General features: G+C 43.0%; 20 protein-coding genes. 16 read left to right on the top strand and 4 right to left on the bottom strand.

Annotated features, from left to right (window positions below; translation table 11 throughout):
- Positions 1-24 precede the first annotated feature (24 nt).
- The 8 genes from DSL64_RS06165 (at position 25) to DSL64_RS06130 (ending at position 6,314) form a co-directional block, all read left to right on the top strand.
- Complete coding sequence (locus DSL64_RS06165; protein WP_115829786.1) at positions 25-741, top strand: hypothetical protein; 717 nt, start codon at positions 25-27, stop codon at positions 739-741.
- 200 nt (positions 742-941) lie between these two features.
- A complete protein-coding gene (locus DSL64_RS06160) occupies positions 942-1,397 on the top strand; it encodes a (2Fe-2S)-binding protein (RefSeq protein ID WP_115829785.1) in 456 nt (151 codons plus the stop codon).
- Positions 1,398-1,430: 33 nt separating this feature from the next.
- The gene (locus DSL64_RS06155) at positions 1,431-3,719 is read left to right on the top strand and encodes a xanthine dehydrogenase family protein molybdopterin-binding subunit (protein WP_199539334.1); all 2,289 of its coding nucleotides are present in this window, start codon (positions 1,431-1,433) and stop codon (positions 3,717-3,719) included.
- A 190-nt stretch (positions 3,720-3,909) separates the two neighbouring features.
- Positions 3,910-4,374, top strand: a complete 465-nt coding sequence (locus DSL64_RS06150; protein ID WP_115829783.1) for a hypothetical protein — start codon at positions 3,910-3,912, stop codon at positions 4,372-4,374.
- 11 nt (positions 4,375-4,385) lie between these two features.
- Positions 4,386-4,709 carry a DUF3817 domain-containing protein gene (locus DSL64_RS06145; protein ID WP_115829782.1) on the top strand — a complete coding sequence of 108 codons (324 nt, stop codon included), beginning with the start codon at positions 4,386-4,388 and terminating at the stop codon, positions 4,707-4,709.
- 10 nt (positions 4,710-4,719) lie between these two features.
- On the top strand, positions 4,720-5,691 hold the full coding sequence (locus DSL64_RS06140) for a c-type cytochrome (RefSeq protein ID WP_115829781.1): 972 nt from the start codon (positions 4,720-4,722) through the stop codon (positions 5,689-5,691).
- Positions 5,692-5,721: 30 nt separating this feature from the next.
- Positions 5,722-6,093, top strand: coding sequence for a rhodanese-like domain-containing protein (locus DSL64_RS06135; protein WP_115829780.1), 372 nt, complete (start codon positions 5,722-5,724; stop codon positions 6,091-6,093).
- Entirely contained in the window at positions 6,090-6,314 is a 225-nt protein-coding gene (locus DSL64_RS06130) for a hypothetical protein (RefSeq protein WP_115829779.1), read from the top strand. Before DSL64_RS06135 ends, DSL64_RS06130 begins: the two co-directional genes overlap by 4 nt.
- A gap of 100 nt (positions 6,315-6,414) precedes the next feature.
- Here the strand turns inward: DSL64_RS06130 and DSL64_RS06125 are convergent, their stop codons facing one another.
- The gene (locus tag DSL64_RS06125; RefSeq protein WP_115829778.1) at positions 6,415-7,173 is read right to left on the bottom strand and encodes an SDR family oxidoreductase; all 759 of its coding nucleotides are present in this window, start codon (positions 7,171-7,173) and stop codon (positions 6,415-6,417) included.
- Positions 7,174-7,719: 546 nt separating this feature from the next.
- Here DSL64_RS06125 and DSL64_RS06120 point away from each other — a divergent pair.
- The 3 genes from DSL64_RS06120 (at position 7,720) to DSL64_RS06110 (ending at position 16,655) form a co-directional block, all read left to right on the top strand.
- The gene (locus DSL64_RS06120; protein WP_229216980.1) at positions 7,720-8,532 is read left to right on the top strand and encodes an alpha/beta fold hydrolase; all 813 of its coding nucleotides are present in this window, start codon (positions 7,720-7,722) and stop codon (positions 8,530-8,532) included.
- A 284-nt stretch (positions 8,533-8,816) separates the two neighbouring features.
- Positions 8,817-9,287 carry a T9SS type A sorting domain-containing protein gene (locus DSL64_RS06115; protein WP_115829776.1) on the top strand — a complete coding sequence of 157 codons (471 nt, stop codon included), beginning with the start codon at positions 8,817-8,819 and terminating at the stop codon, positions 9,285-9,287.
- Between the two features lie 1,062 nt (positions 9,288-10,349).
- A complete protein-coding gene (locus DSL64_RS06110; RefSeq protein WP_115829775.1) occupies positions 10,350-16,655 on the top strand; it encodes a T9SS type A sorting domain-containing protein in 6,306 nt (2,101 codons plus the stop codon).
- 274 nt (positions 16,656-16,929) lie between these two features.
- Here the strand turns inward: DSL64_RS06110 and DSL64_RS06105 are convergent, their stop codons facing one another.
- A complete protein-coding gene (locus DSL64_RS06105) occupies positions 16,930-17,577 on the bottom strand; it encodes a transcriptional regulator (protein ID WP_115829774.1) in 648 nt (215 codons plus the stop codon).
- Positions 17,578-18,317: 740 nt separating this feature from the next.
- Between DSL64_RS06105 and DSL64_RS06100 the strand changes: the two genes are divergently transcribed.
- From DSL64_RS06100 to DSL64_RS06080, 5 genes are all read left to right on the top strand, one after another.
- Positions 18,318-19,082, top strand: a complete 765-nt coding sequence (locus DSL64_RS06100; RefSeq protein WP_229216979.1) for a response regulator transcription factor — start codon at positions 18,318-18,320, stop codon at positions 19,080-19,082.
- Between the two features lie 149 nt (positions 19,083-19,231).
- On the top strand, positions 19,232-19,987 hold the full coding sequence (locus DSL64_RS06095; RefSeq protein ID WP_115829773.1) for a helix-turn-helix domain-containing protein: 756 nt from the start codon (positions 19,232-19,234) through the stop codon (positions 19,985-19,987).
- 33 nt (positions 19,988-20,020) lie between these two features.
- Positions 20,021-21,169 carry an FAD-dependent oxidoreductase gene (locus DSL64_RS06090; RefSeq protein ID WP_115829772.1) on the top strand — a complete coding sequence of 383 codons (1,149 nt, stop codon included), beginning with the start codon at positions 20,021-20,023 and terminating at the stop codon, positions 21,167-21,169.
- A gap of 126 nt (positions 21,170-21,295) precedes the next feature.
- Positions 21,296-22,741: an amidohydrolase gene (locus DSL64_RS06085; RefSeq protein ID WP_115829771.1), complete on the top strand. Its 1,446-nt coding sequence runs from the start codon at positions 21,296-21,298 to the stop codon at positions 22,739-22,741.
- Positions 22,742-23,055: 314 nt separating this feature from the next.
- On the top strand, positions 23,056-23,340 hold the full coding sequence (locus DSL64_RS06080) for a hypothetical protein (protein ID WP_115829770.1): 285 nt from the start codon (positions 23,056-23,058) through the stop codon (positions 23,338-23,340).
- 105 nt (positions 23,341-23,445) lie between these two features.
- Here the strand turns inward: DSL64_RS06080 and DSL64_RS06075 are convergent, their stop codons facing one another.
- Positions 23,446-25,032, bottom strand: a complete 1,587-nt coding sequence (locus tag DSL64_RS06075) for an MFS transporter (protein ID WP_229216978.1) — start codon at positions 25,030-25,032, stop codon at positions 23,446-23,448.
- On the bottom strand, positions 25,029-26,084 hold the full coding sequence (locus DSL64_RS06070) for an HlyD family secretion protein (protein WP_115829769.1): 1,056 nt from the start codon (positions 26,082-26,084) through the stop codon (positions 25,029-25,031). The genes DSL64_RS06075 and DSL64_RS06070 overlap by 4 nt, the downstream gene beginning before the upstream one ends.
- Positions 26,085-26,091 lie beyond the last annotated feature (7 nt).

The following is a 26,091-nucleotide window of genomic DNA, read 5'->3' as shown; positions in this document are numbered from 1 at the left end:
TAACCACTTATCTCCAACTCTTCTATGTTTAACTTATTCGTACTCCAAACCATTTTGTTTCTTACTCCAGAAGTTTTCGGTAGTATCCAATCGAGTCATAGTACGAACGATTATGTTTTGGGAAATCATGTAATAATCGAAAGGACAATAGGACAGCTCAATAAAATTAAAACCATCAGGTACCATCAGGTTTTTGATCAAAAATCAGAAAAAGAAAATAGATCGGATCATGTCGAAAATGATATATACATTGAATTTCTTCCAGCCGTAGAGCCTGTTGGTTTTAAATTCTACACTGCAACCAGGGATTACACAACCATTTATGATGGTCAGAAAATTTACAGCTTAGACACTAAAACGGGTAAAAATGCGGTTACTGAGAAACCTGTAAAATCTAATTTTTCTGGCCTCACTTTTATTTATAATTCAATACCTGCCATTAAAAGTAATCTGCCGATGATACTCAATGATAAGGAAATAGCAAAGACCATTTCTGTAAGTAAAATGGGGGATTTCTATTTGATCTCCTTTAGTATGAAAAGGTCAGTTTTGGACAGGCTTGGTGGGATTCGACAACTTGAAAGAGACGGAACAGTGACATATGAAGTTACCATCGATGCAAATACATTCCTACCTTCTAAAATGCAAATGGAAAACCGGAAAAATAAAGTTCTTCAGGTCACAACCTTTTCTGATATCTCCGTTGATTCAGATTGCAGCCATTTGTTTAAGGCTGAATAGTATGCTGATTTAGGCTTTTAACAAAAACCGGATATAACAGCTGCCGTTTATGGATAAGGGTCATTCTTCATTCTGAGCACCTTAGCCAGAATGTGAATGACCCTTTCCGTTTTGAGATTTCGCCGGATAAGGGTAAATTATACCCTGTTAGTAAACTTTTTCCTTTCCGGAATGAGTTCATTCAATAAACAACATTCACCATGGCGAAATTTTCAATTACAATTAATGGGCAAAACCACGAAGTGGATGCTTTGGAGGATATGCCGTTGTTGTGGGTTTTACGTGACATTGTTGGTCTGAAAGGGACGAAGTTTGGTTGTGGCAAAGCTTTGTGCGGTGCCTGCACTGTCCATCTTGACAATGAAGCGATCCGCTCCTGCAGCTTTCCGATAGCATCTGTCGGGTCATCAAAAATTACGACGATTGAGGGGCTTTCCGAGCATGGCGATCATCCGCTGCAAAAAGCCTGGGAGGAGCACATTGTTCCGCAATGCGGCTATTGCCAGACCGGGCAGATCATGAATGCAGCTGCTCTGCTGAAAAGTAATCCGAAGCCTTCCGAAGAAGCCATTGAACAGGCTATGGAAGGAAATCTTTGCCGCTGCGGAACTTACAATCGTATCAAGGCGGCTATTCTCAGCGCAGCATCTGCGTAATGTAACATGAAAAAGCTTTTAAATTTTGATGACATGAAGAATCTATCAAATCATCAGGATGGGGCCGATCAGGTTACATCCGAAGTGTTCAGAGCATCCCGGCGCGACTTTCTGAAAATGGGCGGACTGATCTCCGGCAGTTTCATGCTTGGCGTTAGCTTTTGGGGATGTGATAAAAAAGGAAATAAAACGGTATCATTTGCTCCGAATGTATATCTGTCGATTGACAATCTCGGAGAGGTTACCCTTGTTGCGCACCGCTCGGAAATGGGACAGGGGATCAGAACTTCTTTGCCTTTGATCGTGGCCGATGAGTTAGGGGCAGACTGGAGCAAAGTGAAAATTGTTCAGGCTGAGGGTAATGAAGCGAAGTATGGCAACCAGAATACCGACGGTTCCTTTTCGGTACGCATGTTCTATAAACCGATGCGTGAGGCGGGAGCCACAGCCAAGTTATTGCTGATGCAGGTAGCTGCAAAAAAATGGGACGTTACGGTTGATAAGTGCGACACTGCAAACAACCACGTAATTCTGACTGGTACGGACAAAAAGCTGGAGTTTGGTGAGTTGGTGGAAGAAGCAAGTGCTTTGCCTGTGCCAACTGTATCTGCGGTGATGCTGAAGGAACGTTCCGGCTTTAATATGATTGGCAAACCTACGCCTATTGTAGATTTGAAAGATATCACAACAGGAAAGGCTGTTTTCGGAGCGGATGTTGTGCTGGACGGAATGAAAATCGCTGTGATCAAGCGGAGTCCCGTGGTGGGCGGAGCGGTAAAATCTGTGAACGATAAGAAAGCTTTGGCAGTACCCGGTGTTCATAAAGTGATTACAATCAAAGGTGCTGGTATTCCGGCTACATTGAGCAAACCTCTGGCAGGTGTTGCTGTAATTGCTGATAATACATGGGCTGCCATCAAGGCAAGAGATTTACTGGAAGTGGAGTGGGAGTTGGGACCGAACGCCGATTATGATTCTGAGAAGCAGATTCAGCAATTGACAAAAGAAGTAGCTAAAAATGGTCGGGTAAGAAGAAAAAGAGGAAATTTTGCAGCAGCCAAAGCAGGCGCTAAAAAGGTAATTGAACATACCTACATTGCCCCGCACCTTGCTCACGCAACACTGGAACCTCCTGCGGCTCTGGCACAGGTGAAAGACGGAAAATGCGAAGTGTGGGCATGTACGCAGAATCCGCAGGGGGCGATCAAGGCTGTTGCCGATGCACTGGGATTTGCTGAAGACAAAGTAAAAATGAATGTGACGCTCATTGGGGGTGGATTTGGCAGGAAATCTAAACCCGATTTTGTAGTTGAAGCGGCTGTTCTTGCCAAAGAGTCAGGTATGCCGGTGAAGGTACAATGGACAAGGGAAGACGATATCCATCACGACTATTTTCATTCACTGAGTGTGCAACGCGTGGTTGCAACTATTGATAAAGATAACAAGTTAAGCGGCTGGAATCACCATATTGCCTATCCGTCTATCTCTGCCACAGAAGACCCGTCCGTATTGCAGCCGGCGGATGGCGAACTGGGACTTGGCGCAACAGATTTTCCTTATGATGTGCCTGCCATTCAAATCGAAACCCATGATGCGCGTGCGCAGATTCGTGTAGGATGGCTGAGGTCGGTACGGAATATACCTCAGGTTTTTGCGATCGGAACGATGCTTGACGAAATTGCAGAGGCAAGAGGCATGGATCCGGTGGCCAACGCGCTTGAATTGCTGGGTGCGGATCGTAATATTACATTCAGTCAGGAAACCGGGAAGGAAGCCTATCCAAATTACGGGGAAGATATTGCCGTTTACCCATGGGAAACGGCGAGAATGAAAGCGGTGATCAACCGTGTAGCAAAAGAGGCGGGCTGGGGTAAAAAACTACCTGCTCGTTCAGGCTTCGGTTTTGCTGCACATAAGAGTTTCCTTACGTATGTTGCCTGTATCATACAGGTAAGTATTGATGAGAACAACAATGTAACCATTCCGGAAGTGCATTATGCCGTGGATTGTGGGGTAGCTGTGAATACCGACAGGGTGAAATCCCAGTTTGAAGGTGGTGCGCAGTTCTCGACTAGTTTAGCATTGAAAAGTGCCATTACCGTAAAAAATGGTCAGGTAGAACAGAATAATTTTGATGGTTACCAGATTATCAGAATGTCTGAATCTCCACAAAATATCCATGTTCATATTATCGATAGCGACGCAAAACCAACCGGAGTAGGAGAGCCGCCCGTGCCGCCCTTCACACCAGCGTTGTGTAATGCAATCTACGCTGCTATTGGTAAACGCATTTATACATTACCGATTGACTTAACGAAGTAGTCATTCATCTCGCAAATAAGAACGGGCAGGAATTTCATATTTCCCTGCCCGTTCCTTTTGTTGGTCAGTATTAAGATGATTTTGTATTTATTTGAAAATCAAATAGATGATTTTAATTTTTAACTTTTTTCAAAAAACATACTAATTAGTATGTTTTTTGAAATACCTTTGCATTGTAACGAATACAGCAATGCATCAGACACTTCTCACATTACATTCTCTCAACAGATGGCTGGTATTAGCCAGTCTTTTGTACGCCATTTATACAAGCTGGAAAGGCTTTCGAAATGGCATCACTTTTACCAATGCAAACAATACACTCCGGCATGTCACTGCGACCATCGCGCATATACAGTTGTTGCTTGGCTTGTATCTCTATATGATCAGTCCGGTAGTGAAATTCAAAGTTGCGGAGCTACAAGGTTCAAATCTGGTGAGTGAACATGTGTTCTTTAAACTTATACATATAGCATTGATGGCGGTTGCTGTGGTTGTAATTACCATAGGATCAGCCAAAGCGAAACGTGCGGATGCAGATAAAACCAAGTTCAGGACCATGTTCATCTGGTTTTTGGCAGGACTTCTGCTTATTCTGATTGCCATTCCCTGGCCGTTTTCACCATTGGCCAATCGCCCTTATTTACGTTCATTTTAAATCCGTTATTTATGTTACAATTATTTAAAACTCCCGTAGGTCGCCTGCGTTTAATCGGTTTTCTGGAAGGGATTTCATTGCTCGTGCTGGTATTTGTAGCTGTTCCGCTTAAGTATGGATGGAATCAACCGGGGCTGGTCAAAATGATGGGTCCTGTTCACGGATTGATTTTTACCTGGTTTGTGTTTACGACCATCAGTGTCAGTATCACTTATCGATGGAAGTTTTCCGAAATTTCATGGAAAGTTCTTCTAGGCTGTATCATTCCATTCGGAACATTTTATATAGATAAGTATATACTAAGCCGTTTGGAGAATTCAGATAACATTGCCTAAAAGAAGAGGTATGCGCTGTGACTCTAAACTCATCGTCTGTCTATTGTTGACGACGATGGTGCTTGCGTTTTCCTGCAACAATAATTCCGGAACTATCAGTAACCAAATCACTTTCAAAAATAAATTGTCGGAATATGAGTTGTTCGGATCAAATATGTCGGAACTGATTCCTGCAAATGGGGTGATGCCCATTGAAATTGCTTCACCTTTGTTTACGGATTATGCTGAAAAACAGAGACTGATTAAATTGCCTGTCGGTACAAAGATGACTATCAAAGGAGATAGCCTGCCGGTGTTTCCTGATGGAACAATCATTGCCAAAACATTCTATTATTCGAGTACTGAAAAGGGTAAAAGGATCATTGAAACCAGATTGCTGATCCTGGCAGAAGGGGGGTGGAATGCCGCTACGTATCAATGGAATACCGCGCAAAATGATGCCGACTTGCTTGCTGATGGTGCACTTGTACCGGTTTCGTTTCAGGACTTACAGGGCAGACACCGTAGGGTAGAATACAAAATTCCACCGCAGAAAGATTGCAGTAGCTGCCACAGATCGGGAAATGAATTGGTTCCGCTCGGACCTAAAATACGTAATCTGAACATCAATATATCTGTGAATGGCACACAGCAGAATCAGTTTAAATATCTGATTAAGAAAGGTATTCTGGATCAAGCCAATATTTCAAAAGTAACCTCTTTACCGGATTACAGGGATTCAACACTCTCTTTGGCAACACGCGCACGGGCATATCTGGAGATGAATTGTGCCCATTGTCATCAGGAGCAGGGAACAGCTTCCGGTACATCACTGAATCTGAACTATACTACTTCATTTGAGAAAACAGGTATTCAGTTCAACAAAGAAAATATACTGATAAGGATGAGTGAAATGGGTGAGTACCACATGCCCAAGTCGGGTGTTACTGTATTGGATGATGAAGGAGTGAAATTAATCAGGGATTATATTAAAAATCTGTAATGATATTCAGGTGTAATCAGACATAAACGTATGAAAACGATAGGATTACTTTTGGGAGCTGTATTAGTAGTTTATGCCTCCTACAGGCTGTATCGCGATGTCGCCTTATCCGCCGGATTGGAGAATGCATTGCAAAATGGGGCTATATTGCTCGACGTAAGAACACCAAAGGAATACGAAGTAGGGCACATCGCGGGCTCTGTAAATGTATCTTTGGGATCACTTCGCGAAAAATTTAAAGAGCTTGATTCAGCGAAAACTTACATAACCTATTGTTCACACGGGCTCAGAAGTGCGAAAGCGGAAAGTATCCTGAAAGAAAGAGGATTCTTACATGTTCTGAACGGAGGAGCAATGACGGATTTGCAAAAAGAGATAGACGCTCTAAAAACAAGCAAATGATTTACGTTTTTAAAACGAATGTTGAAAACAAATCTGAAGTTGCAGCTCTCGCGCCCTGTTTCAACCAATTGATTGCCGTCGGGCAATGGAGTTTCGATCTGGAAGATTGTGATCATATTCTCAGGGTAGAAACGTCAGTTGAAAAAGTGGAGTCTATTGTTGGTCTATTGTTAAGGGAAGGTTTTGAGTGCGAGGAGCTGGAGGATTATGTTCCGGAATGATGAGTACGCATAAATAGATTGTAGAATAAATAAGAAAGTCCGGAAGTAGAGAATTTGTTGCTCTTCCGGACTTTCGGGGTGCGTAGTATCAGGTTCCTGATTAGCGGGTTGTATATCCTCCGTTTGCGAAAATGGTTTGTCCGGTAATCCACCAGCCATCCGTTACCAAAAACTCCACCAAAGGAGCGATGTCTTTGATGTCTGTCAGTCCGCTCAAAGCCGACGCGGATTTGTGATAAGCTACAGCATCATCACTTTCCTGTCCGTAGAAGAATGGTGTATCCATTGGTCCGGGAGCTACTGCGGTTACCGAAATACCTCGCGCTCCGAATTCTTTGGATGCCGAACGTGTGAAGTGCTCAACAGGCGCCTTCATGCCCGCATAGGTGGAGTAAAGTCCGGTGTATGCCGCCAGCAGAGAAGTGACGATCGTACAGATTTTTCCACCGTCGTTCAGTTTTTTACCGGCTTCCTGCATAAAGAAATAAGCGATTTTTGAATTGATATCACTCATGCTGTCGTATTCGGCTTCTGTGGTTTCTGAAAATGGCTTTTTCAAAACTTTACCTACCGTGTTGATGGCGATATCAATCCCTCCGAATTTTCTGATAGTCTGATCGAAGAATTTTGTGATGTTGCTGATTTGCGTAAGGTCACCTTTAAATAAGAAACCTTCAGCTCCCGCTGCCAGCACATCAGAAAGTGTTTCCAATGCCTCGGTTTCTGAACTGTCGCTGTTATAGTGAATCGCCAGCTTCGCTCCCTGTGCCGCAAAGTCACGACTTAACAAACCACCAAGATTTTTACCACCACCTGCGATAAGAATTACTTTACCTGCTACACTACTTTTTGAGCTCATGATTACTGTTTAGTTTATTGAGATTAAAAAATGGAAAATTGTTTTACGTAAAAGCACTGAACAGGCCAGCTGGAGCACATCAGTGTTAAGTGATTGCTCAGTGACCCATTCGGGGTGTGTATAGCTTCAGGATAGTCGGGCTATCGCTGAAAGAAAAACGAGGATTGAGTTAAAAAATCGGGAGATAGCAATATAGCCTGACTATAGCGTACAGCCTGATTTCAAAACCAATAATGAGAGAGTTTCATAACGTATATAATTGCATTGGCAGCGAGGTGACCCGCTATTCCGGACGTGCAGGTAATCCCTGCCGGCAGAAATAATGCGGGGGCAAATTCGTCACTTTCGGGAGAACAGAACTGGCATTTTCTTGTCAATTATTGGTGAAAAACTTGCTTCAATATCTTTCTTTTGCAAGAAGTAAACTTTGTTGGTGGTGTATGTTCCAGCAATTATCTGCAATAAGTTACATTTACAATCTTGTTGTCAACCGATATTATCCTTATGTTCAATCAATTGCTGATTACGTTGTTACTCTTTTCTGTGATGAATCCAGTTTTTGGACAAGCTAAGACAGGGAAATCCCTGATGCCGGCATATGGAAGCAATGGAAAAGTGGGAAAGTATGCCAATATCAGAGGATTCAAAATGTACTATGAAGTATATGGTAAGGGTAGTCCGGTGCTGATGATTCATGGGAACGGCGGTTCTATCAGCGATTTTAGAAATCAGATCGGGTACTTTTCGAAGAATTATAAGGTCATCGTTGCTGACAGCAGAGCGCAGGGGAAATCGGTGGACGTTAGCGATTCCCTTTCCTATGAAATGATGGCTGATGATTACAATGCTTTATTAACTGAGCTTCATGTCGATTCCTGCCATGTAATAGGATGGAGTGACGGCGGAATTAATGGACTACTTTTGGCAAAGCGAAATCCGAAGAAGGTTAAAAAACTTGCTATAACGGGAGCCAACCTTTGGCCGGATACCACTGCTTTAGAGCCGTTTCTGGTGAAGTGGATTGGCTCAGGCATTGATAGTTTAAATAGTGTTAATCAAAGCCAGGAGGTAAAAGCTCAGAAAAAGCTGCTGAATCTGATGGCGTTTAATCCCAATATCTCCATTGCTGATTTGAAGAGTGTCATATGTCCGACGCTGGTAATCGGTGGAGACAACGACGTTATCCTTCCGCGACATACCATGCTGATCGCCGAGGCTCTGCCCAAATCCTATCTGTGGATTTTGCCTGATGCAGGACATTCAACGCTGGTTGTATATAAAGATGTATTCAACAGTGTAGTGGAGGATTTTTTCAAAAAGCCCTATCGAAAAGAGAAAGGGGCGGCTCAGTTTGAATAAGACAAGTAACAGGACGCCTTTGACCGGATCCTTTTAGTACAAACCATCCCTTTGTATACTTAGAGTTGTAAGCAAGGATTTTGACTGTGGGAATTGGTTTTCAAAAATACACCTGGGAATAGTTGATTTTCAGGATATATTTTTTTGTGCGGACAAAATAATCGCACAAGTTTGATTGTTTTTTACTCCCTCATTTCGATAAAATATGGAATCTTGCAATCGAATTTCTCCTATAAGGTTCCGCCGGTATCTGTTGTGTGAAGTACTGAGTTTACGGATACGTTATGACAATCATGTCCTTTGGCGGTAAACGAGCGGGAAGTGTGCTGAAACTGGAATGGGCTACGGCGGCAGAGGTCAACAATAAGGGATTTGATGTTGAAAGGAGTGAGGATAGTAAGGTTTGGTCCGCAATAGGTTTTGTTCAGGGGAAAAATGCAGATGGTAACAGTGCAGGTAAATTGGAGTATCAGTTTACTGACGAGGTGCCGTTGCAAGGCAACAGCTACTACAGGCTAAGACAGACCGACTGGGATGCAAAGGGTACTTATAGCAGAATCAGTTATATCCCCGACGCAGACTTCGGCGCTGAAATCGTTGTATATCCCAACCCGGCTACTCAATCTGCGCGTGTGAAGGGGTTAACAGGAACCGAGCGGATTTGGGTGTATAATATTCAGGGCAAAGGTAAATATCTTATTGTTCTTCAATCCTCCAACGGGAAATCAATATCGCGGCATTTGTTAAAAAGATAGAACATTGGTTGTAGTCGAGCAGCTCTCTGCTGAAGAAGAATTTTCGAAAAGCCCCGGTTCGCCGAGGCTTTTTTCATGCATTTGAATTTGATAAGTGATGAGATTTTTCAGTCTTACTGAAAAATAGTTTTGTTGAGCATGTAATTTATTAACCAGTAGTGCTTGAAAAAGTAATATGTACTTAAGGGTTCCTCTGGTGTCACTCTGCCTTTCATATTCTCATAACAACTTCTATATAAACGTAAATACCTCAATATGCGAGTTTTGTGTAATAATATATAGAAATTTTTATAAGTATAGAATATGGTTTTAGCTTCTGTCTATCAAAGTATTTACGACGTATTTGGGGATAATTTCTATGTATGATAACAAAGAAATTAGTGTTTTGGATGGATGTAGTAAGAATTTCACACCAAATAGATAGGATTTTCACCTATCCTCATCAACGTAAGTTGAGACATTTGTAACTGCAACTTCATCACAGCATAAGATATAATTCGAATTCATTCGATTTTGTTTTATACATATATACACTATGCCACACTATGAGATTATTACATATGGAAGTGATAACTACACAAGTTGCAAAATCTTGTCTACAGCACATTTGTGGTCATGCCCATTCTTCAGGAAAATGCCTTACCCGATTGATACCCTTTTTAAGATGTACCCTTGGTATCAACATTAGCAGAACAGATATGTAAAACCCTCCCACTTTTTCGTGATTGTAAATTTTGTTCAACTTAAAACACCGCACATGACTATTTGAAAAAACGAAAGAACGAAGTGAAAATCTTTATCCAAAAAATTGAAAACTTTCTATGAAACGAAATTTACGAGTCGCCGCTGACATGCTTGCTTCGGCAATACTCGTAAGCCTGGGGGCAAAAACGCAGAGTTTGAGAGGGGTTCGCTAGTAGTATGGTACCGACCTAACAGTCCATTATACTACGACGCGGAAACGACACCAGCTGTAAACAATGCAACACTTTATCAATTCGTATTGAATTTTTGATACCCAAATCGTTAGTTAATTTTTAGTAAAATTCAAACCTGGATTTCATGAATATGAACCAACTTTACACATCCGCCCAAATGGGACGTGAGCTTATTCGCAGACGGGTGAGGAGTCCGTTAACTAAACTTTTACTGGCCGCAGCAACGCTGGGCAGTACCTTTTCGCAGGCCCAATCCCCGGGTGGGGTTTCGGCTAATTTGCGGGTATGGTTACGTTCTGACAATGGTTTCACTCCCTCCTCCTGGACGGACGGATCGGGAAATGCCAACCATTATACGCAGACTAATGCAAGCCGTCAACCTTTTGTTGCTGCGACATATTATAATTTCAATCCGGTAGTTGATTTCGGAACTTCGGGTAGTAATGCCCGCTTTATGGTTGTTCCTGCGGGTAAGCCTTATTCCGCTAATGGAACCAGTAGTTCTGTTTTTACAGTAAATCTGGATAGAGCTGTCGGAGGATACGGAGATATTATTGGGTTTGGGGCAACTACTACTTCAGCCAGCCTGATCAATGCCAACACTCCTGTATTTACCAGATTGGGAGCGAACGTAGTCAATTATCCTTACACGGATTCCAATCCTGCTTTACCAGCTGTCCAGGTAAATAAGCTATATATCAATGATGTATCATTTACCGTAGGCACTGCCGGGATTAAGTATGGTCAGAACGGGACAACGGGATCAAATACGCAAACTTTTGCTGCGGTTTATTCGAAACATGCCGACGGAAGTGTATTGGGATCGCAACCGGAAGTTAGAAATGGTTTAATAGGTGAGGTAATTGCCTATGAAAGAGATCTTTCCGAGGCGGAGAAGCAGCGTGTAAGAACCTATACTGCAATCAAGTATGGCATTACTTTGCCACATAACTATATTGCCAGCAATGGAAGTACCATCATTTGGAATCAGGCAACCAATACCGGCTACAACAATAACATTGCTGGGATTGCACGGGATAATAACGGTGCATTGCATCAAAAACAATCAAGTAGTATTAACGACGGCAAGCAGGTGCTGATTGGTACTGCTGGTTTGGCCAATACCAACGCACTAAATACGACGGGACTTACTGATGGTCAGTTTCTGGTGTGGGGTGATAATGGTTTGTCCAAAACCCCTTCCGTTACAGCCACTAATCTGAGTGCAGATGTGAATGCCCGTTTTGCATCGATTTGGAAGGTGCAAAATGTCGGTACGGGAACTGTACGCGTTGCATGGCCTAAGGGGTTGGATAACCTTAAATTGGTTCAGAGTAGCGATGCGGTAATAGACGGAAGCGATGTGGTTACGGCTATGTCTGCTGAAACAGCTCCGATTAACGGCATTGTGTATAACTATGTTGATGTAACGCTGGCTGATGGTCAGTTCTTTACATTTGCCGCCAAGGTGCGTGCTCCCGGCGGTGTGGCATCAGGTTTAACGCAGTGGTATCGTGCTGATGAAGGCTTGGTTGCAGTTGGAGGGGATGGCACCAATGTTACGACCTGGACAGATTTTACAAGAGGTACTGTTTCCGGTAAAATTGCGACAGCACCCGTACCAGTATTCAAACAAGGAGCTACTAATTACTTTAACTTTAACCCAGGGGTTAATTTTACAGCAATCCAGCAAATGTTGGGTAACATCACAACCCAGACCTTAGAAAATACTTCCTTCGATATTTTCACCCTAACCAAAGAGGGTATGAGCGGAACGCGGTATTTTAACATAGGGATGAATAATACCTCATTTGGCGGTGCCAACTGGGATCAACCCGGATTATATGCCAGTGGAAACGTGGCTACCAGAAATAGCAGTGGTGGCGGATTGGGCATTACAAATCCAGGTAACATTGCTTTTTCTACTGCTACACCAAGTATCATGTACCATACTTTCACCAATACATCTATCAGGAAGGGTGTGAACGGTGCAGGCGTGGGTACACAATATAATGTTTCGGCAAGAGGGCAGATGACTGGCGGACATATTTTTGGTTCTAACGGAGGCACAAATCCTCCCGGTGGTGATGACTGGGGCTTCACAGGTCATATTGGAGAAGTTATTATTTATGGAGGCGGCAATTTGACTGCGGCTGAAAGAAACAGAGTAGACACTTATCTTGCAATTAAATATGGTATCACATTGCCGGCGGGTGTAAATTATGTAAACTCCAATGGAACCGTTGCCTGGGATGCGACTGCTAACAGTGCTTACCATAACAACGTAGCCGGTATAGCCAATGATGAGGATTCCTATTTAAATCAAAAACAGAGTATCAGCGTAAATAAAGGGCAGCAGGTTATTGTTTCAACTACAGGCTTGACCCATACCAATGCTGGTAACGGAACTTCACTTTCATCTGATGGACAATATTTGATCTGGGGTGACAACGGACTATCGAAATCGCTTTCCGCATCATTCAATTTTCCAAGTGTACCCACTTTGAACCTGCGTTTTGCAGCGATCTGGAAAGTGCAAAATACAGGATCTGTTGGAACGGTACGTGTGGCATGGCCTTCGGGAATTCCAAGTCTTACGCTTATTCAAAGTGCCGATGCTACTATTGATGCTTCGGATACAAGAACAGATATGACTGCCAATTCGGTAACTGTAAACGGTGTTTCTTACAACTATGCAGATGTTGCCCTGAGTAATGGTCAATTCTTCACTTTCGCAGGATTTGTATCCGGACCGGGTAATGTAGCTTCGGCGGCATGGTATAGGGCAGATGCTGCAGGTCAGCAGTTTTCTGATGCAGGCACAACGGAGGCAACAGATGGACAGACGCTGCAACAGTGGAATGAGTACAAAGGCACTGGTTACAATCTGGTGCAGGCGAGTTCAGGAAACAGACCTACTTTTTCTAACACCACAAAGTTGGCCAATTTTAACCCAACAGTTACGTTCCCAGGCAGCCAGTGGATGCGCTATACTGCACCAACAGGAGTGAATGTAATAGACCGGGCAAACGGATCGATTTTCGCGGCAGGATATCTTAACAGTTTAAAGAATGTTGGCTTTGCCGGTTTTCATTCTTCCATGGACTATCCCGGTTTACACACTTATCCTTCTGGTGGTAACTATAATCTCTTGTTCTTTACGGGAGGTCCTGGTTATCAGGGTTTGACGACCAATAGTTTTGTGAATAAAAATTACTTTACTATAGGATCCGGATGGCAGAATGGAGAGGGTAGTACATCTGCCTATGCGGGCGCAACCGTGTCACTAAATGGTAACCGCACCGTTTTCTCTGGTACTAACCAGATTCAAAATGCGGTGATCAATAATGCATCCAGGGATTTTCAGATTGGTCAGGATGACAACCATGGCGCATTGAATGGGCAGTTGAATGAAGTGGTTGTGTTTGAACAGCGGCTAAGTGAGGATGAAATGAACCGGGTTGAGACCTATATGGCGATCAAATATGGTACAACTTACGCAGCAGGTACAAAAGATTATGTAAACTCATCTTCTGCTACTGTGTGGGCAAATGGTACCAATAATGGCTATCATTTCAACATCGCAGGTATAGCACGGGATGATCAGGGATCGTTGTATCAACGTCAGTCTTGGAGCACCAATACCACGAAAGAAGTCCTGATTAGTACTACCGGCCTGCAGAATACAAATGCTGCGAATACAGGGGTATTAGAAAACGGTCAGTTCCTGATTTGGGGTGACAACGGCTTGGCCAAGTCGCCATCAGTAGCTATTAGCGGTATTGCCAATGTCAACTATCGTTTTGCTTCGATTTGGAAAGCGCAAAATACCGGTTCTGTTGGAACAGTCCGTGTAGCCTGGCCGGCAGGTTTTACTAATCTGAAACTGATTCAGAGTGCAGATGAGGACATCAATGCATCGGATGTGATTACGGATATGATCGCAACGCAGACTATCAATGGTGTAGAATATGCTTATGCCGATGTTACTTTAGCAAACGGAAGCTACTTTACTTTTGCAGCCTTCATACAGGGGCCTGGTGGGGTTACTAACAACCTGAGCTACTGGTATAGAGCTGACAAATTGGTGAGCTCAAATGTAGAAGACTCGGATGTTGCCGACTGGACAGACTTTACTTCTGGTACTACGATTTCGCAGTTGGGTGAAAACGCTCTTCCTAAATTTAAGAACGGTAATTCCACGTACTTCAACTTCAACCCGGGACTTAACTACACGGCTGGCGCACAGACACTGGGTAATACAAGTGTTCAAACAGTTTCTGCGCTGAACTTTGACATTTATACACTGACGAAAGAAGGATTGGCTTCAGGTGGTGGTAATGCACGTGTCTTTAGTTCGCTCGTTGACAACATAACGACAACCGGAGGAATCAGACACTGGGATGGAATTGGTCTGAACCAGAACGCAACAATCGAACGTGTTAACACAGCACGGGGACAAACCTATTTCGCTAATCCTGGTAACATCGCGTATGCGACAGGTTCTCCTAGCATCATGTATAACACCTTTACAGATGTGAGTGTTGCTAAAGGATTGAATGGTGCCGCGAATGGAACTACCGCCACTTATGCCGCTAATGGACAGATGACCGGAGGACATGCGATTGGATCGACAGTTTTCTCAGGTAACAGTAGTGATAATGCAGGATTTATAGGAAACATTGGAGAGGTGATTGTTTATGGAAACGGAAACAACTCGGCTGCTGAGCGTAACAAAGTAGAATCGTATCTGGCGGTCAAGTACGGGCTGACATTGGCGAATACCAACAACTATACTACTTCTCAAAATGTGGTGGTATGGAATGCAGCAGCAAACACTGGTTATTACAATAACGTAGCTGGTGTTGGTAATGACTTTGTATCAGCTTTGCATCAGAAACAAAGCCGAAGCCAGCATGCAAATACCAACAACCAGGTGACTATTGGTTTAGGTGAAATTGCTGAAACCAATGCTGCCAACGTCAATACATTAAATGACGGCCAGTTTCTTGTTTGGGGTGATAACGGTAACGTTCAGAGTCTGGCAGCAGCCTATTCGCCATTTACATGGGAGGGAAGTCCTAGCAACGGACGCCGCATGAACCGTATCTGGAAAGTTCAGAATACAAACAATGTGTCAAATGAAGTGTTGGTACGTTTCCCTATGGCTTCTGTAGGTACCACATCATTCGGGGCAACGGATGCATGTGCTGATTATGTGATCATCTTTGCAGACGATGCAGCATTCACTACCAATGTATCGGTACAGGGACTCACAGTAAACGGAACGGATTACGACATCGCGCATACTTTCCCGAACGGAGCAAGCTATTTTACCTATGGAAAAGTAATTCCGTTCAACCAAGGTACAGTATACCTGACGCCTGTTACAGAGACTACCAACGTTTCTTCTAATACCTGTGATGTAGGTGCCTGGAAATACTTCCGCCAGACAACAGACAATTCACAGAAACTACTGGGAATTACAGGATACGCAGATCTGTCTAACCTGTCGGTAACAATTACACCGGTAGGAGCGAGCTACGATGACGGCACACGTAAGACCAACTTAATGGCACGCATCACTACGATTACAGACGCTGCAGCCTCAACATTCCCATCAGGTGGTAAAGTGCGGATTTATTACAGCGTGCCTGAGCAGACTGCGACGACCGTAGCAGGTCAGCAGGCTCATGGATGGTATAAGTACGAAGGAAATGCAGATGATGTAATAGCAAATGTATATGCAAGTGGTGTATTGGATGCTACTAAAGCGACTCAGCTTACTCCAAATGCGACTGGTGTAGAAGACGGTGTAAACTACGTGGAGTTCCACAATATCACTTCATTCTCGTCTTTCATCTATCTGTCGACTACAGAATCTTCAGCACTTCCTGTTAAACTGACGTATTTCAACGCAACCAAAGAAGCAGATGTAGCGAACCTGAACTGGAGAACTACAGAGGAGTCGAACAACACAGGTTTCGAAATCCAGAGAAGTGCAAATGCGCGTGACTGGAATGCGATCGGATTTGTTGAAAATCAGACAGAGGGAGGAAACAGCAAAGGAACACTTACTTACAGGTTTACAGATGCAACGCCGCTGAAAGGTATCAACTACTATCGTCTGAAACAGATCGATGCGGATGGATCTTATATGCTGAGCTCGATTGTTTCACTTCGTTTCGAAGATGGTAAAGGATCGCTGTTCGTATACCCTAATCCGGTTGTTAACGGAAGATTGACGTTAAGTCTGCCGCAGTCGGGTGAGTTTACGCTGAGCATCTATAATATATCCGGTGTAGAAGTGCAAAAACTGAAACAGTCAGAAACCACTGTGGATGTAAGCAAGCTTGCCACTGGTATGTATGTCATGAAAGTTACGTATCCAAACGGAGAGACGCATAACAAGTCCTTCGTAGTGAAGTAACAAAGAGTAAGAGTAAGGTAAGTCGAAAGGCCGGATAGATTGTTAATCAATCTTCCGGCTTTTTCTTTGCCGGGTTGGCATATTCTGATGTTTCTGATAAGTAAAATGCCTCACTTTAAACATAAAGCAAGGCATTGCGTATCGACTGAAATATGGGGAAGTGTTTGAAAAAGTTTCTGATTGTAAGATTAATCAGCGTGACGAGGAACGGTGTGTTTGTGTAAACCCGGGAATGTGTTGATTCTATAGAATGAATATCGACAGAGTACGCGTATTATGCAATTTGCATATTGTCCATACTACTCGCAAGGTCGATGATATTAGAGACTTTTGCCTTCTTAAAAATGTTAGACTTAATGGTGCTGATTGTAGATATTTTCTTGCCCATCTCTTTGGCAATCAGCGAAGTTCGCATCCCTCTGACGAGTAACCGTGCCACTTTTACCTCCGTAGGAGTAAACTGGATTTTTCTCTCCGTACGCTTGTTCGGTTTGAAAGTCAGCAGCTGAAGCGCGATTTGCGTATTCAGATAAAGCTTATTGGATTCCACGGAAAGGAAACATTCCTTCAGATCTCCTTCGTCAAAATTATCAGGAAGATATGCATCAATATTTTCTTTAAAAAGCGTAATGATATAGTCAATTGATTCCTGATAATCGTATAGTATTATTTTACAGGATCCGTACGTATTTCGCAATTTTCTTATGTTGCTCAAAATTACATGATCATAAGTATTTCCTACACGTAGAAAAAATGTAAAAAATTCCCATTCAAGTTTGTCGTTTATAATCTCTTCAATGGATTTGTATTCAAATACATCCAGGCTGCTGTCGATCGTTTTAATGGAACTTTTTATTCCTTGTGTGAACATGGGGCGATTGTCAATAAGTACAATTTTGCTCCTTCGATATAACTCTTCCATAACATATAGATTTTATTTTTTTACAATGTAAATGTTCAATGTTTGTTGATTAATTTTTTGTGCAATATCTCCAATTTTTTTAGATTGGACAGGTGATATTATTGTCTCAATGGTGTGTTATCTGGTCTACTTGTAAAATATTTCGATTTTGTGTGCTTCTCCGGTTCCTTGCAGTTAGCTCAGGACGAACAAACAGTCGGTACAGGCGCCTGGAGTAGGTCTGGAAAAACTGCCTTTTGCCCAATATGCTTGTTTTAAGTCGTTTGTGAGGGTTTCCGACATCGGTATAAAATTAACCTGATTGCTCTGCGCTGTGAGTCGGAAATGACAGAATGTGAGAAAATTTTGTCGTTTTATGGTAGATAAGCCAGGTAATAGAGTAGAAAATCTTATCTATTTGGTAGGAATTTCGTATTTCTATGACAATTGTCATAGGAACCAGTTGATAGAAATATTTCGGTACGCTATGTTTACAAGAGGATATTTATTTTGTCTGGATGGTCAGGATATTATCTATGCTCGTGGATAGTATTTTTATGATCAGCGCCGTATTGTGTTTTGAAGAAATAATCTGTTAAGGATACATTTTTATTTATCTGATTGGTGCAATGGTTAAGTAAGTAACTGCCTATTTTAGCTCTCCTTGCAATTATTACTTTACAGGTATAATATTCATTTTTTTTAGGAAAATGAAAAGTTTTTTTGTTTCTGATATATTGAGAATATTTACTCGTTTAAATATGATGATTTCTGACGATAAGGGAGTTATTTTAATCGTTGAAAATAATATAGGGCTCGGCGCTTTTGTCAGCGAGATACTCTGGGAAAATTTTAATATCGTGAAAGCAAGTGATGGCAATCAGGGGCAGCTATTAGCGCGCAAAATAAACCCGGATTTGATTCTCTGTGATGTTACTTCTCCTTTAATAAACGGTTATGATTTATGCCGTATATTGAAATCTGATTTTAACACGAGCAGGCTACCGATTATTCTGCTATCCAATGAAGCTTCTGTTGCAAGCGAGATTGAAGGGTTGCGGGCAGGAGCTGACGACTATCTGGTATTGCCTTGTGACAATCAGCTTTTCGAATTAAGAATAAAAAAACTGATGCGCATTAAAAGCACATTGTCGGATCAGGAAATGGTGATCAGCAGTCAACCGAAACTTAGTGAAGTGACTGGTGGGTTCCTTGAAAAATTGACAGGGATCGTTCAGGAGAATTTGTCCGATCCTGATTTTGGCGTTCACCAGATGGCATTTCACATCGGAATCAGCGTGTCAGTTTTGTACAGGAAACTCCGGTTGCTGACGGGAGGCACGGTCAATGACTTTGTGAAAGACATTCGTATGAAAAGGGCACTGCAACTACTGGAAGTAGGTACATATCATGTGAACGAGGTAGCTAATGCCGTCGGGTATGAGGATAGTAAATATTTTAGCAGAGAATTCAGGAAGACCTATGGAAAGGTGCCGAAGGAAATAAAAAGAGGTTCGCCGAAATAGAGGTCTGGCGGCTGTTTAAATGGCAGTTGTAGCATTAAAAAAAATCCTGATGTATCTTGAATGCAAAATTAACAGCAGGCAATGACTACATCTTTCAAATCTTTTGTCAACCGTTCATATCTATCTGCCACCGAGTAGGCTGCTAAGCTATGGACAAGGACTTTGAATACAAATACGTCGTTCCGGAACAGAGATTACAGATCTTCGTTGAAAGCTTCTGGATGCTTCGTAATCATTCCAAGGAAGCAAAGAAGGTTGTGATTCTGCCTGACGGCCGCGTGGACCTGTTCTTTTCCCGCTCAACGGAAGAAACGTTTCATATTTCTTTGTCAGGTATAGGAACACAGCCTGAACAAGCCGAAATTGCTCCTGATACAATAACCTTTGCAATCAGCTTTCGCCTGCCCGGCGTGGAGTATATCCTAAAACATAGCATAGCTGGTATAATTGATACGGCACTCCTGTTGCCGGAAAATTTTTGGGATGTTGAACAGCATGTCCTGAACGATTTTGAACAGTTTTGTCAAACGATGACAGCAAGAATGTTGTCATCGTTTCCTCTGAGCACAGATGATAGAAAACTTAAACTTTTTGATTTGATTTATGGATCAAATGGTTCATTTTCAGTTCAAAAGCTATCAGAAGAGGTCTGCTGGACGAGCCGGCAGATCAACCGCTATTTCGATCAGCATTTCGGCTTACCATTAAAATCCTACTGCGGTATACTTCGTTTCCGAGCCTCCTTTCCGCATATTAAAAATGGTAAATTGTCTCCGGAAGAGAATTTTACTGACCAGTCTCATTTTATACGTGAAATCAAAAAGCTTTCAGGTGTTCTGCCCAAAGAGCTCAGGATAAATCAAAACGACCGATTTATACAATTTTCCACGATTCCCGTCAGGTAGCTTTGTTCCGTTGAATTAAAAACGAAGACGGAAATGATACTTGAAAATAAAAAAATAGCCATCGTTGGAGGTGGTCCGGGAGGGCTTACATTGGCAAAACTTCTTCAGCAGAGAGGAGTACAGGTACACGTTTATGAGCGGGATGCGAATAAGGATGTGCGGGTACAGGGAGCAACGTTAGACTTGCACGAGGAATCCGGCCTGGCTGCATTGCGTGAGGCTGGTTTAACAGATGCTTTTTATGCAAACTATCGCCCCGATGCCGGTAAAATGCGGGTTGCTGGCATGGATAAAACCATCTATCTGGATGATCATGCTTTGAAGAATGGTTATGCCGATCAGCGTCCTGAGATTGATCGGGGGCCGTTGCGTAAAATTCTGTTGGAATCGCTTCAGCCGGAAACCGTAGTTTGGGATTGTAATTTCTTATCTATAGAAGCGGAGGGAGAGGGCTGGAGGCTGTTTTTCAAAAATGAGACTTGGGCTTATGCAGATATCGTGGTTGCAGCAGACGGTGCCAATTCCAGAATCCGCAAACAAATAACAGACATTACTCCGGTTTATTCAGGAGTGACAATTGTTGAAGGCAATGTATATAATGCCAGCCAAAATGCACCCGGGCTTTATGAAATGGTGAAAGGTGGAAAAGTTTTCGCTTTTGGTGATGAGCAATCGCTGATACTCAGTGCCAAAGGGGATGGAAGTTTGTCCTTTTACACAGGCTGCAAGGTTCCGGAGGATTGGTCTCTGAAAAGTGGTATTGAGTTTACAGATCAGAAACAAGTGCATCAATGGTTTGAGGCTGCGTTTCGATCCTGGGATAGCAGCTGGCAGGAGTTGTTTTCGGGTGAAGAAGTGTGGTGTATGGCGCGTCCTCAATACCATTATCCGCTTGATCAAAGCTGGACAGCTCTCCCTAACCTGACGATGCTTGGTGATGCAGCACATCGTATGCCGCCGTATGCGGGAGAAGGCGTGAACATGGCAATGCTGGATGCGTTGGAATTGGCAGAATGCCTCACTAGTGATCGTTTTGATAATTTTTCTGCTGCAATAGCCTGTTATGAAAAGAACATGCTGGAAAGAACAGCTGAAGTTACCAGAATCACACTTCAAAGTACTGAGATGTTACATTCGGTTGATGCGATTGACCAAATGCTTGCTATGATGCAGGGGGAGTAACAGCGCTGATATGATGCCGAAAAGGAGGAAGGTATTGTTTCGGGTAAACTGTAAATATTTTCTTGTGTAGATAATATTTTGTATATTTTAATTTTTGCAAAATATTGTATCAATAAATTATCTTTTATGGTTTATTTTAAATCTTTACTTTCTTTAATTATAACGTTTTGTTTTGTTGTTCAGGTTCATAGCCAGCCGGAGAAAACAAAAGTAGTTTCGCAGCTGGATAAAGATTATCCGCATTATGCAGCGCTGGCTGAGCGTATCTGGAAATTGGCTGAACCCGGTTATCTGGAAACCGAAACGAGCAGTCTTCTGCAAAAGGAGCTCAGAGATAATGGATTCAGTATCTCAACCGGTGTGGCTGAGATGCCCACTGCTTTTGTCGCGAGCTTTGGTAAGGGAGCTCCGGTTGTCAGTATTTTGGCTGAAATGGATGCACTCCCGGGCCTGTCTCAGGATTCGGTTCCGCTCAGAAAACCGCTGGTGCCTAATGCCTATGGACATGGGTGCGGACATAATTTGTTTGGGGTAGGGTCGGTAGCTGCTGCTATCGCTGCCAAGAACTATCTGCAACAATCCGGTAAGTCGGGCACTATACAGTTGATCGGGACTCCGGCTGAGGAGGGAGCGGGTGGTGGCAAAACCTATCTTGTAAAAGCCGGACTGTTCAACAACGTAGATGCGACCTTACACTGGCACCCGGGAGACAACAACAGCGCCAGTCCTTCTTCTTCATTGGCTTATCGCGTTGCCAACTTTCAGTTTACCGGCGTGGCGGCGCATGCAGCGGCAGCACCTGAAAAAGGACGTTCGGCACTGGATGCCGTAGAGGCCATGAATTACATGGTGAACATGATGCGTGAGCATGTTACATCTTCTACGCGTATTCATTATGTAATTAAAAAAGGCGGACTTACTTCTAACATTGTTCCGGACTATGCGGAGGTTGAATATACGATTCGTCACCCGACGGCAAAAGGTCTGGAGGAGGTTTGGGCAAGGTTGATGAAAACGGCTCAGGCGGCAGCATTGGGTACGGAAACAACGATGACTTACGAGGTACTGGCGGGATTGTATAATTTGTTACCTAATGAAACCCTCGCTAAAGTGATGCAGAAAAATCTGGAGCAGGTAGGAGGGATGCAGTATACTTCGTCCGAGAGTGAATTTGCAAACCAGATTCGTAAAACTATCGCTTCCGATAATCTTCCTCCACTGAACAGGGCTACTGCTGTAGAGCCTTATGCGTTGAATGGTGTATGGGCTGCATCTACGGATGTAGGCGATGTGAGCTGGGTGATTCCGACTACGGGATTATCTACCGCTACATGGGTGCCTGGGGTACCCGCGCATAGCTGGCAGGCGGTAGCATGCAATGGAATGTCGATAGGGTACAAAGGGATGATGATGGCCGCCAAAACAATCTCTTTGTCGGCAATTGATCTTTTTAAACAACCGGAAATTATTCAGCAGGCGAAAGCTGAGTTGTACAAGGCACGTGGAGGAAAAGAATTTACTTATAAATCATTGGCAGGCGACCGCAAACCGCCGTTGGATTATCGTAAATAGTACCTCTTTTAAGTATTGCATAACAACGAATCAGGGCTGGATATTTTTTTAATATTTAGCCCTGATTCGTATGTGGGCAATTTTGTATAAAAATACAGCTTATAACTTCTTTGTTCAGTGTTGTGTGTATCATATAGACTTAAATATTGCAATGATAGGATTATCAGATAGCTGTAAGAAATAGAGTTTTCTTTATGGGGGCGAAGTTTATATCAAAATTATTTATCATGGTTTTCCATGATTTTTATAGAATAATGGGAATATAGTTCTACGTTTTTGTATTTTAGTGGGCACATAACCTACTCTCCCTGTTAATGAAAAACCTCAAAAAGATCTCTTCCGGGAGGTCAAAACTATCAGTTGTTGCAACCCTTGTATTTTTAATGTTCTGTCTTACTTATGGATTTGGGTACCAGAAATCAAGAGTTAAAAGAGTAAATACTGCCAATAAAACCTATTCCGGATGGAATAAGATGTCAAGAGAAGACTTTCGTGCGCTCAATCGGTATGCAGATCTGGATCGTACCAAGCGAATTCAGGAACATGACGATGTGGATGGTCGCGGGGCTTTGGATAGTATCCGTCGTGGTATTAGATAGTCAAATAAATTCTATTTGGCACATAGAGGTTGTGAGTAAATAGAAAATATTTGATAAGGATTTTTTCTTAGCGTGTTGAAAATACGCTAAGAAAAAGCCCTCAACTCAGGTACCCCAAATCCGGTTTTTGAAAATATCAAATGTCTGTTTTAAGTGTTGATTAAGTATCAGCATGATAACAATGAATACCAATCCGTAGCCCATAAAGGTATAGATTTCCATATTCGAAAGCAGAATGGCTTGTTTATGAGTACTTTCAGCAAGGTGCCTGATTGAAAGTAGCCGGGATTCCTCTCCGGTAAACCCCTTATCTATCCACTTTACAGTGGCATTGGTAATTCGCAATTGAGTTTCAGTGCTTTCCTGTGTTATGAATTGTTTAAGCTTGTTTTCATGTTTCTGGTAAAGAAAGAATTGGGCATTTTGTAAAACACAAAATCCAAGTGTATTTCCCCAGAAACGTCCTATAACACCAACTGTGCCTGCAAACGGAGCCAGTCTGGCTGGTACGGATGATACAGTAAAAAGCACAAGAGGGACAAATATTATACCCACGCCAACACCCTGAAGTAAATAGGGAATTGCTATATCATTCAGCGAAACATCAGGTACAAACAAAAACGTGAACCACAAATGATGTACCGACAGGATGGCGAACGCAGTGATAAATAAGTAGCGGGGCGCCACGGAGCGTGACAGCAGAAAGCCTGCAATCAGCATACCGACGAAGTTGCCTGCAACATTCAGATATTGAACATGGGCAATTCTGATTACTTCCCAATTCCATACGCTTGCCATTGTATTGTGACAAATGTTCAATGTAGACCGGGAAATGTACAGCAGCAGAAATAGCAATAGCCCGGTTCGTAAGTTAGAAAATCGGAATACTTCAAAGTCAAAAGATGGGCGAGTTACAGATAATTGCCGGATAATAAACAGCGAAGAGGTGATCGCTGTTATCATAATAGCCAATACAATTTCGGATGATTGCAGCCAATACTTCTTTTCTCCATACACCAAAACAAATGCACCACATAATATTGCAGTCAGGATCATCACAAAGCTGGCCCAGTCGACCTGGAATAGCGGTATTTTACGATGAAAATGACTTCCGTTGAACACGATCAGGACCAGCATCGCACAGGTGAGCTGAAAAAATGCTGATCCGTAAGCCATATAGTTCCAGTCGTAGTTTTCGAGCAACCATACTGCAATGTTCGTAATAAAAGGGGATGCCATCAGCAGCATTCCGTAAGTAAAGGAAAAAACGATAATCGTTGCATTTCGGGATTTAAATCTTGTCAGTAACAGTATTCTGAGCGGTATCCATGGAAGTGCCATCAGGAATCCCTCGACAATACGAAGCATCAGAAATACCATAAAGTGATGCGTGTAGGCAGAGATAATGAAAGTGAGCGCAGCCAGCAGGTAGATTGCGATGAAGTAGTTGCGTGTGGGGAAATACCTGAACATACGGCCTTCTATCAGGATGGTTGCCAAAAATGTCCCATAGGTGATACTCATGCTGTACTGGAGGTCTTCAGGATCAATATCAAGAAAGCTGACTGAATAGGAAACGTTGCTTGAATATAGCCCAAGTAATACCATGGAATGCAGCATACAGACCAACAGGACGCTCTTGATCAGCCAATCGGGAACCCAGGATTTGAAAATGTTGTGGGCTTCCATCATTCAGCAGGTTGGTGGTCGGCAACGACTGTCACGTTCATTCCTGCTCTTAGAAAAGCAGTGCTGTTATCATCTGCTATCCGGATGCGAACCGGAATGCGTTGCTCAATTTTGACAAAGTTGCCCGTGGCGTTATCTGGTGGAAGTACCGAGAAACGTGCTCCGCTCGCAGGAGAAAAAGATTGTACAAAACCCTGAAAAGTTCTGCTGCCGCTCGCATCTGCAGTGAAGGTAATTTCTTGTCCGGGTGTAATGTGTGCGATCTGGGTTTCTTTAAAGTTGGCAGTGATCCATTTTTCTTTGCTTACCACCGACACGAGTGTCTGTCCTTCTTTGACGAGTTGTCCGGGCTGTATTGTCTTTTTGCCTACCCAGCCATCATATGGGGCAGTAATTACCGTGTAGGATAAGTATAGTTTGGCTTTGTCGAGTGCGGCTGCTTTGAGCTGGATGGCAGTGCGGGTCACAGGAACTCTGGCTGCTGCTTCATTGGTATTCAATGCAGTGGATCTGATCAGTTGGCTGGCCTCTGTAAAATTTGCTTTTGCCGATTCGTATTCCGTTTTTATCTTTTCGAGTTGCTGTTCGGTGGCGGCTTCCTCCCGTACGAGGGCCACATAGCGGTTGTATTCCTGTTCTGTTTGCCATACGTGCGCTTTGGCAGCTTCGAGCTGAGCAAGCTCTACGTTGGTTCTGCTGTCTGTTGTTTTTACATGATGAAGCGCAACCGTGACGGCTCTTTCAGCATTTTCCGTTTCTGCTTTGGCCATCTCCAGGTACGCATCGTATTCCCGGTTGTCGATCACAATTAAGGTATCTCCCTTATGTACGTACTCATTTTCGTCATACCGTACTTCCTGCACGTATCCCGTAATTCTGGTCATGACAGGTGTGACATATTGGTCAATCTGAGCATCATTTGTCTCTTCGTGTGTATTGTGAAAAACCAAAAACCAAATGCCCATAACAATGCCGGATGTGGCAATGATGCCAGCAATGAGGGTAAATATTTTGTGAAATGCTGCCTGATGAGCAGGCGTTTTCTGAACTTTCATAGTATGT

The sequence above is a fragment of the Dyadobacter luteus genome (assembly GCF_003383615.1).
GTDB lineage: Bacteria > Bacteroidota > Bacteroidia > Cytophagales > Spirosomataceae > Dyadobacter > Dyadobacter luteus.
Note: the sequence above shows the minus strand (reverse complement) of the source record. Positions and strands in the feature narration are given on the sequence as shown.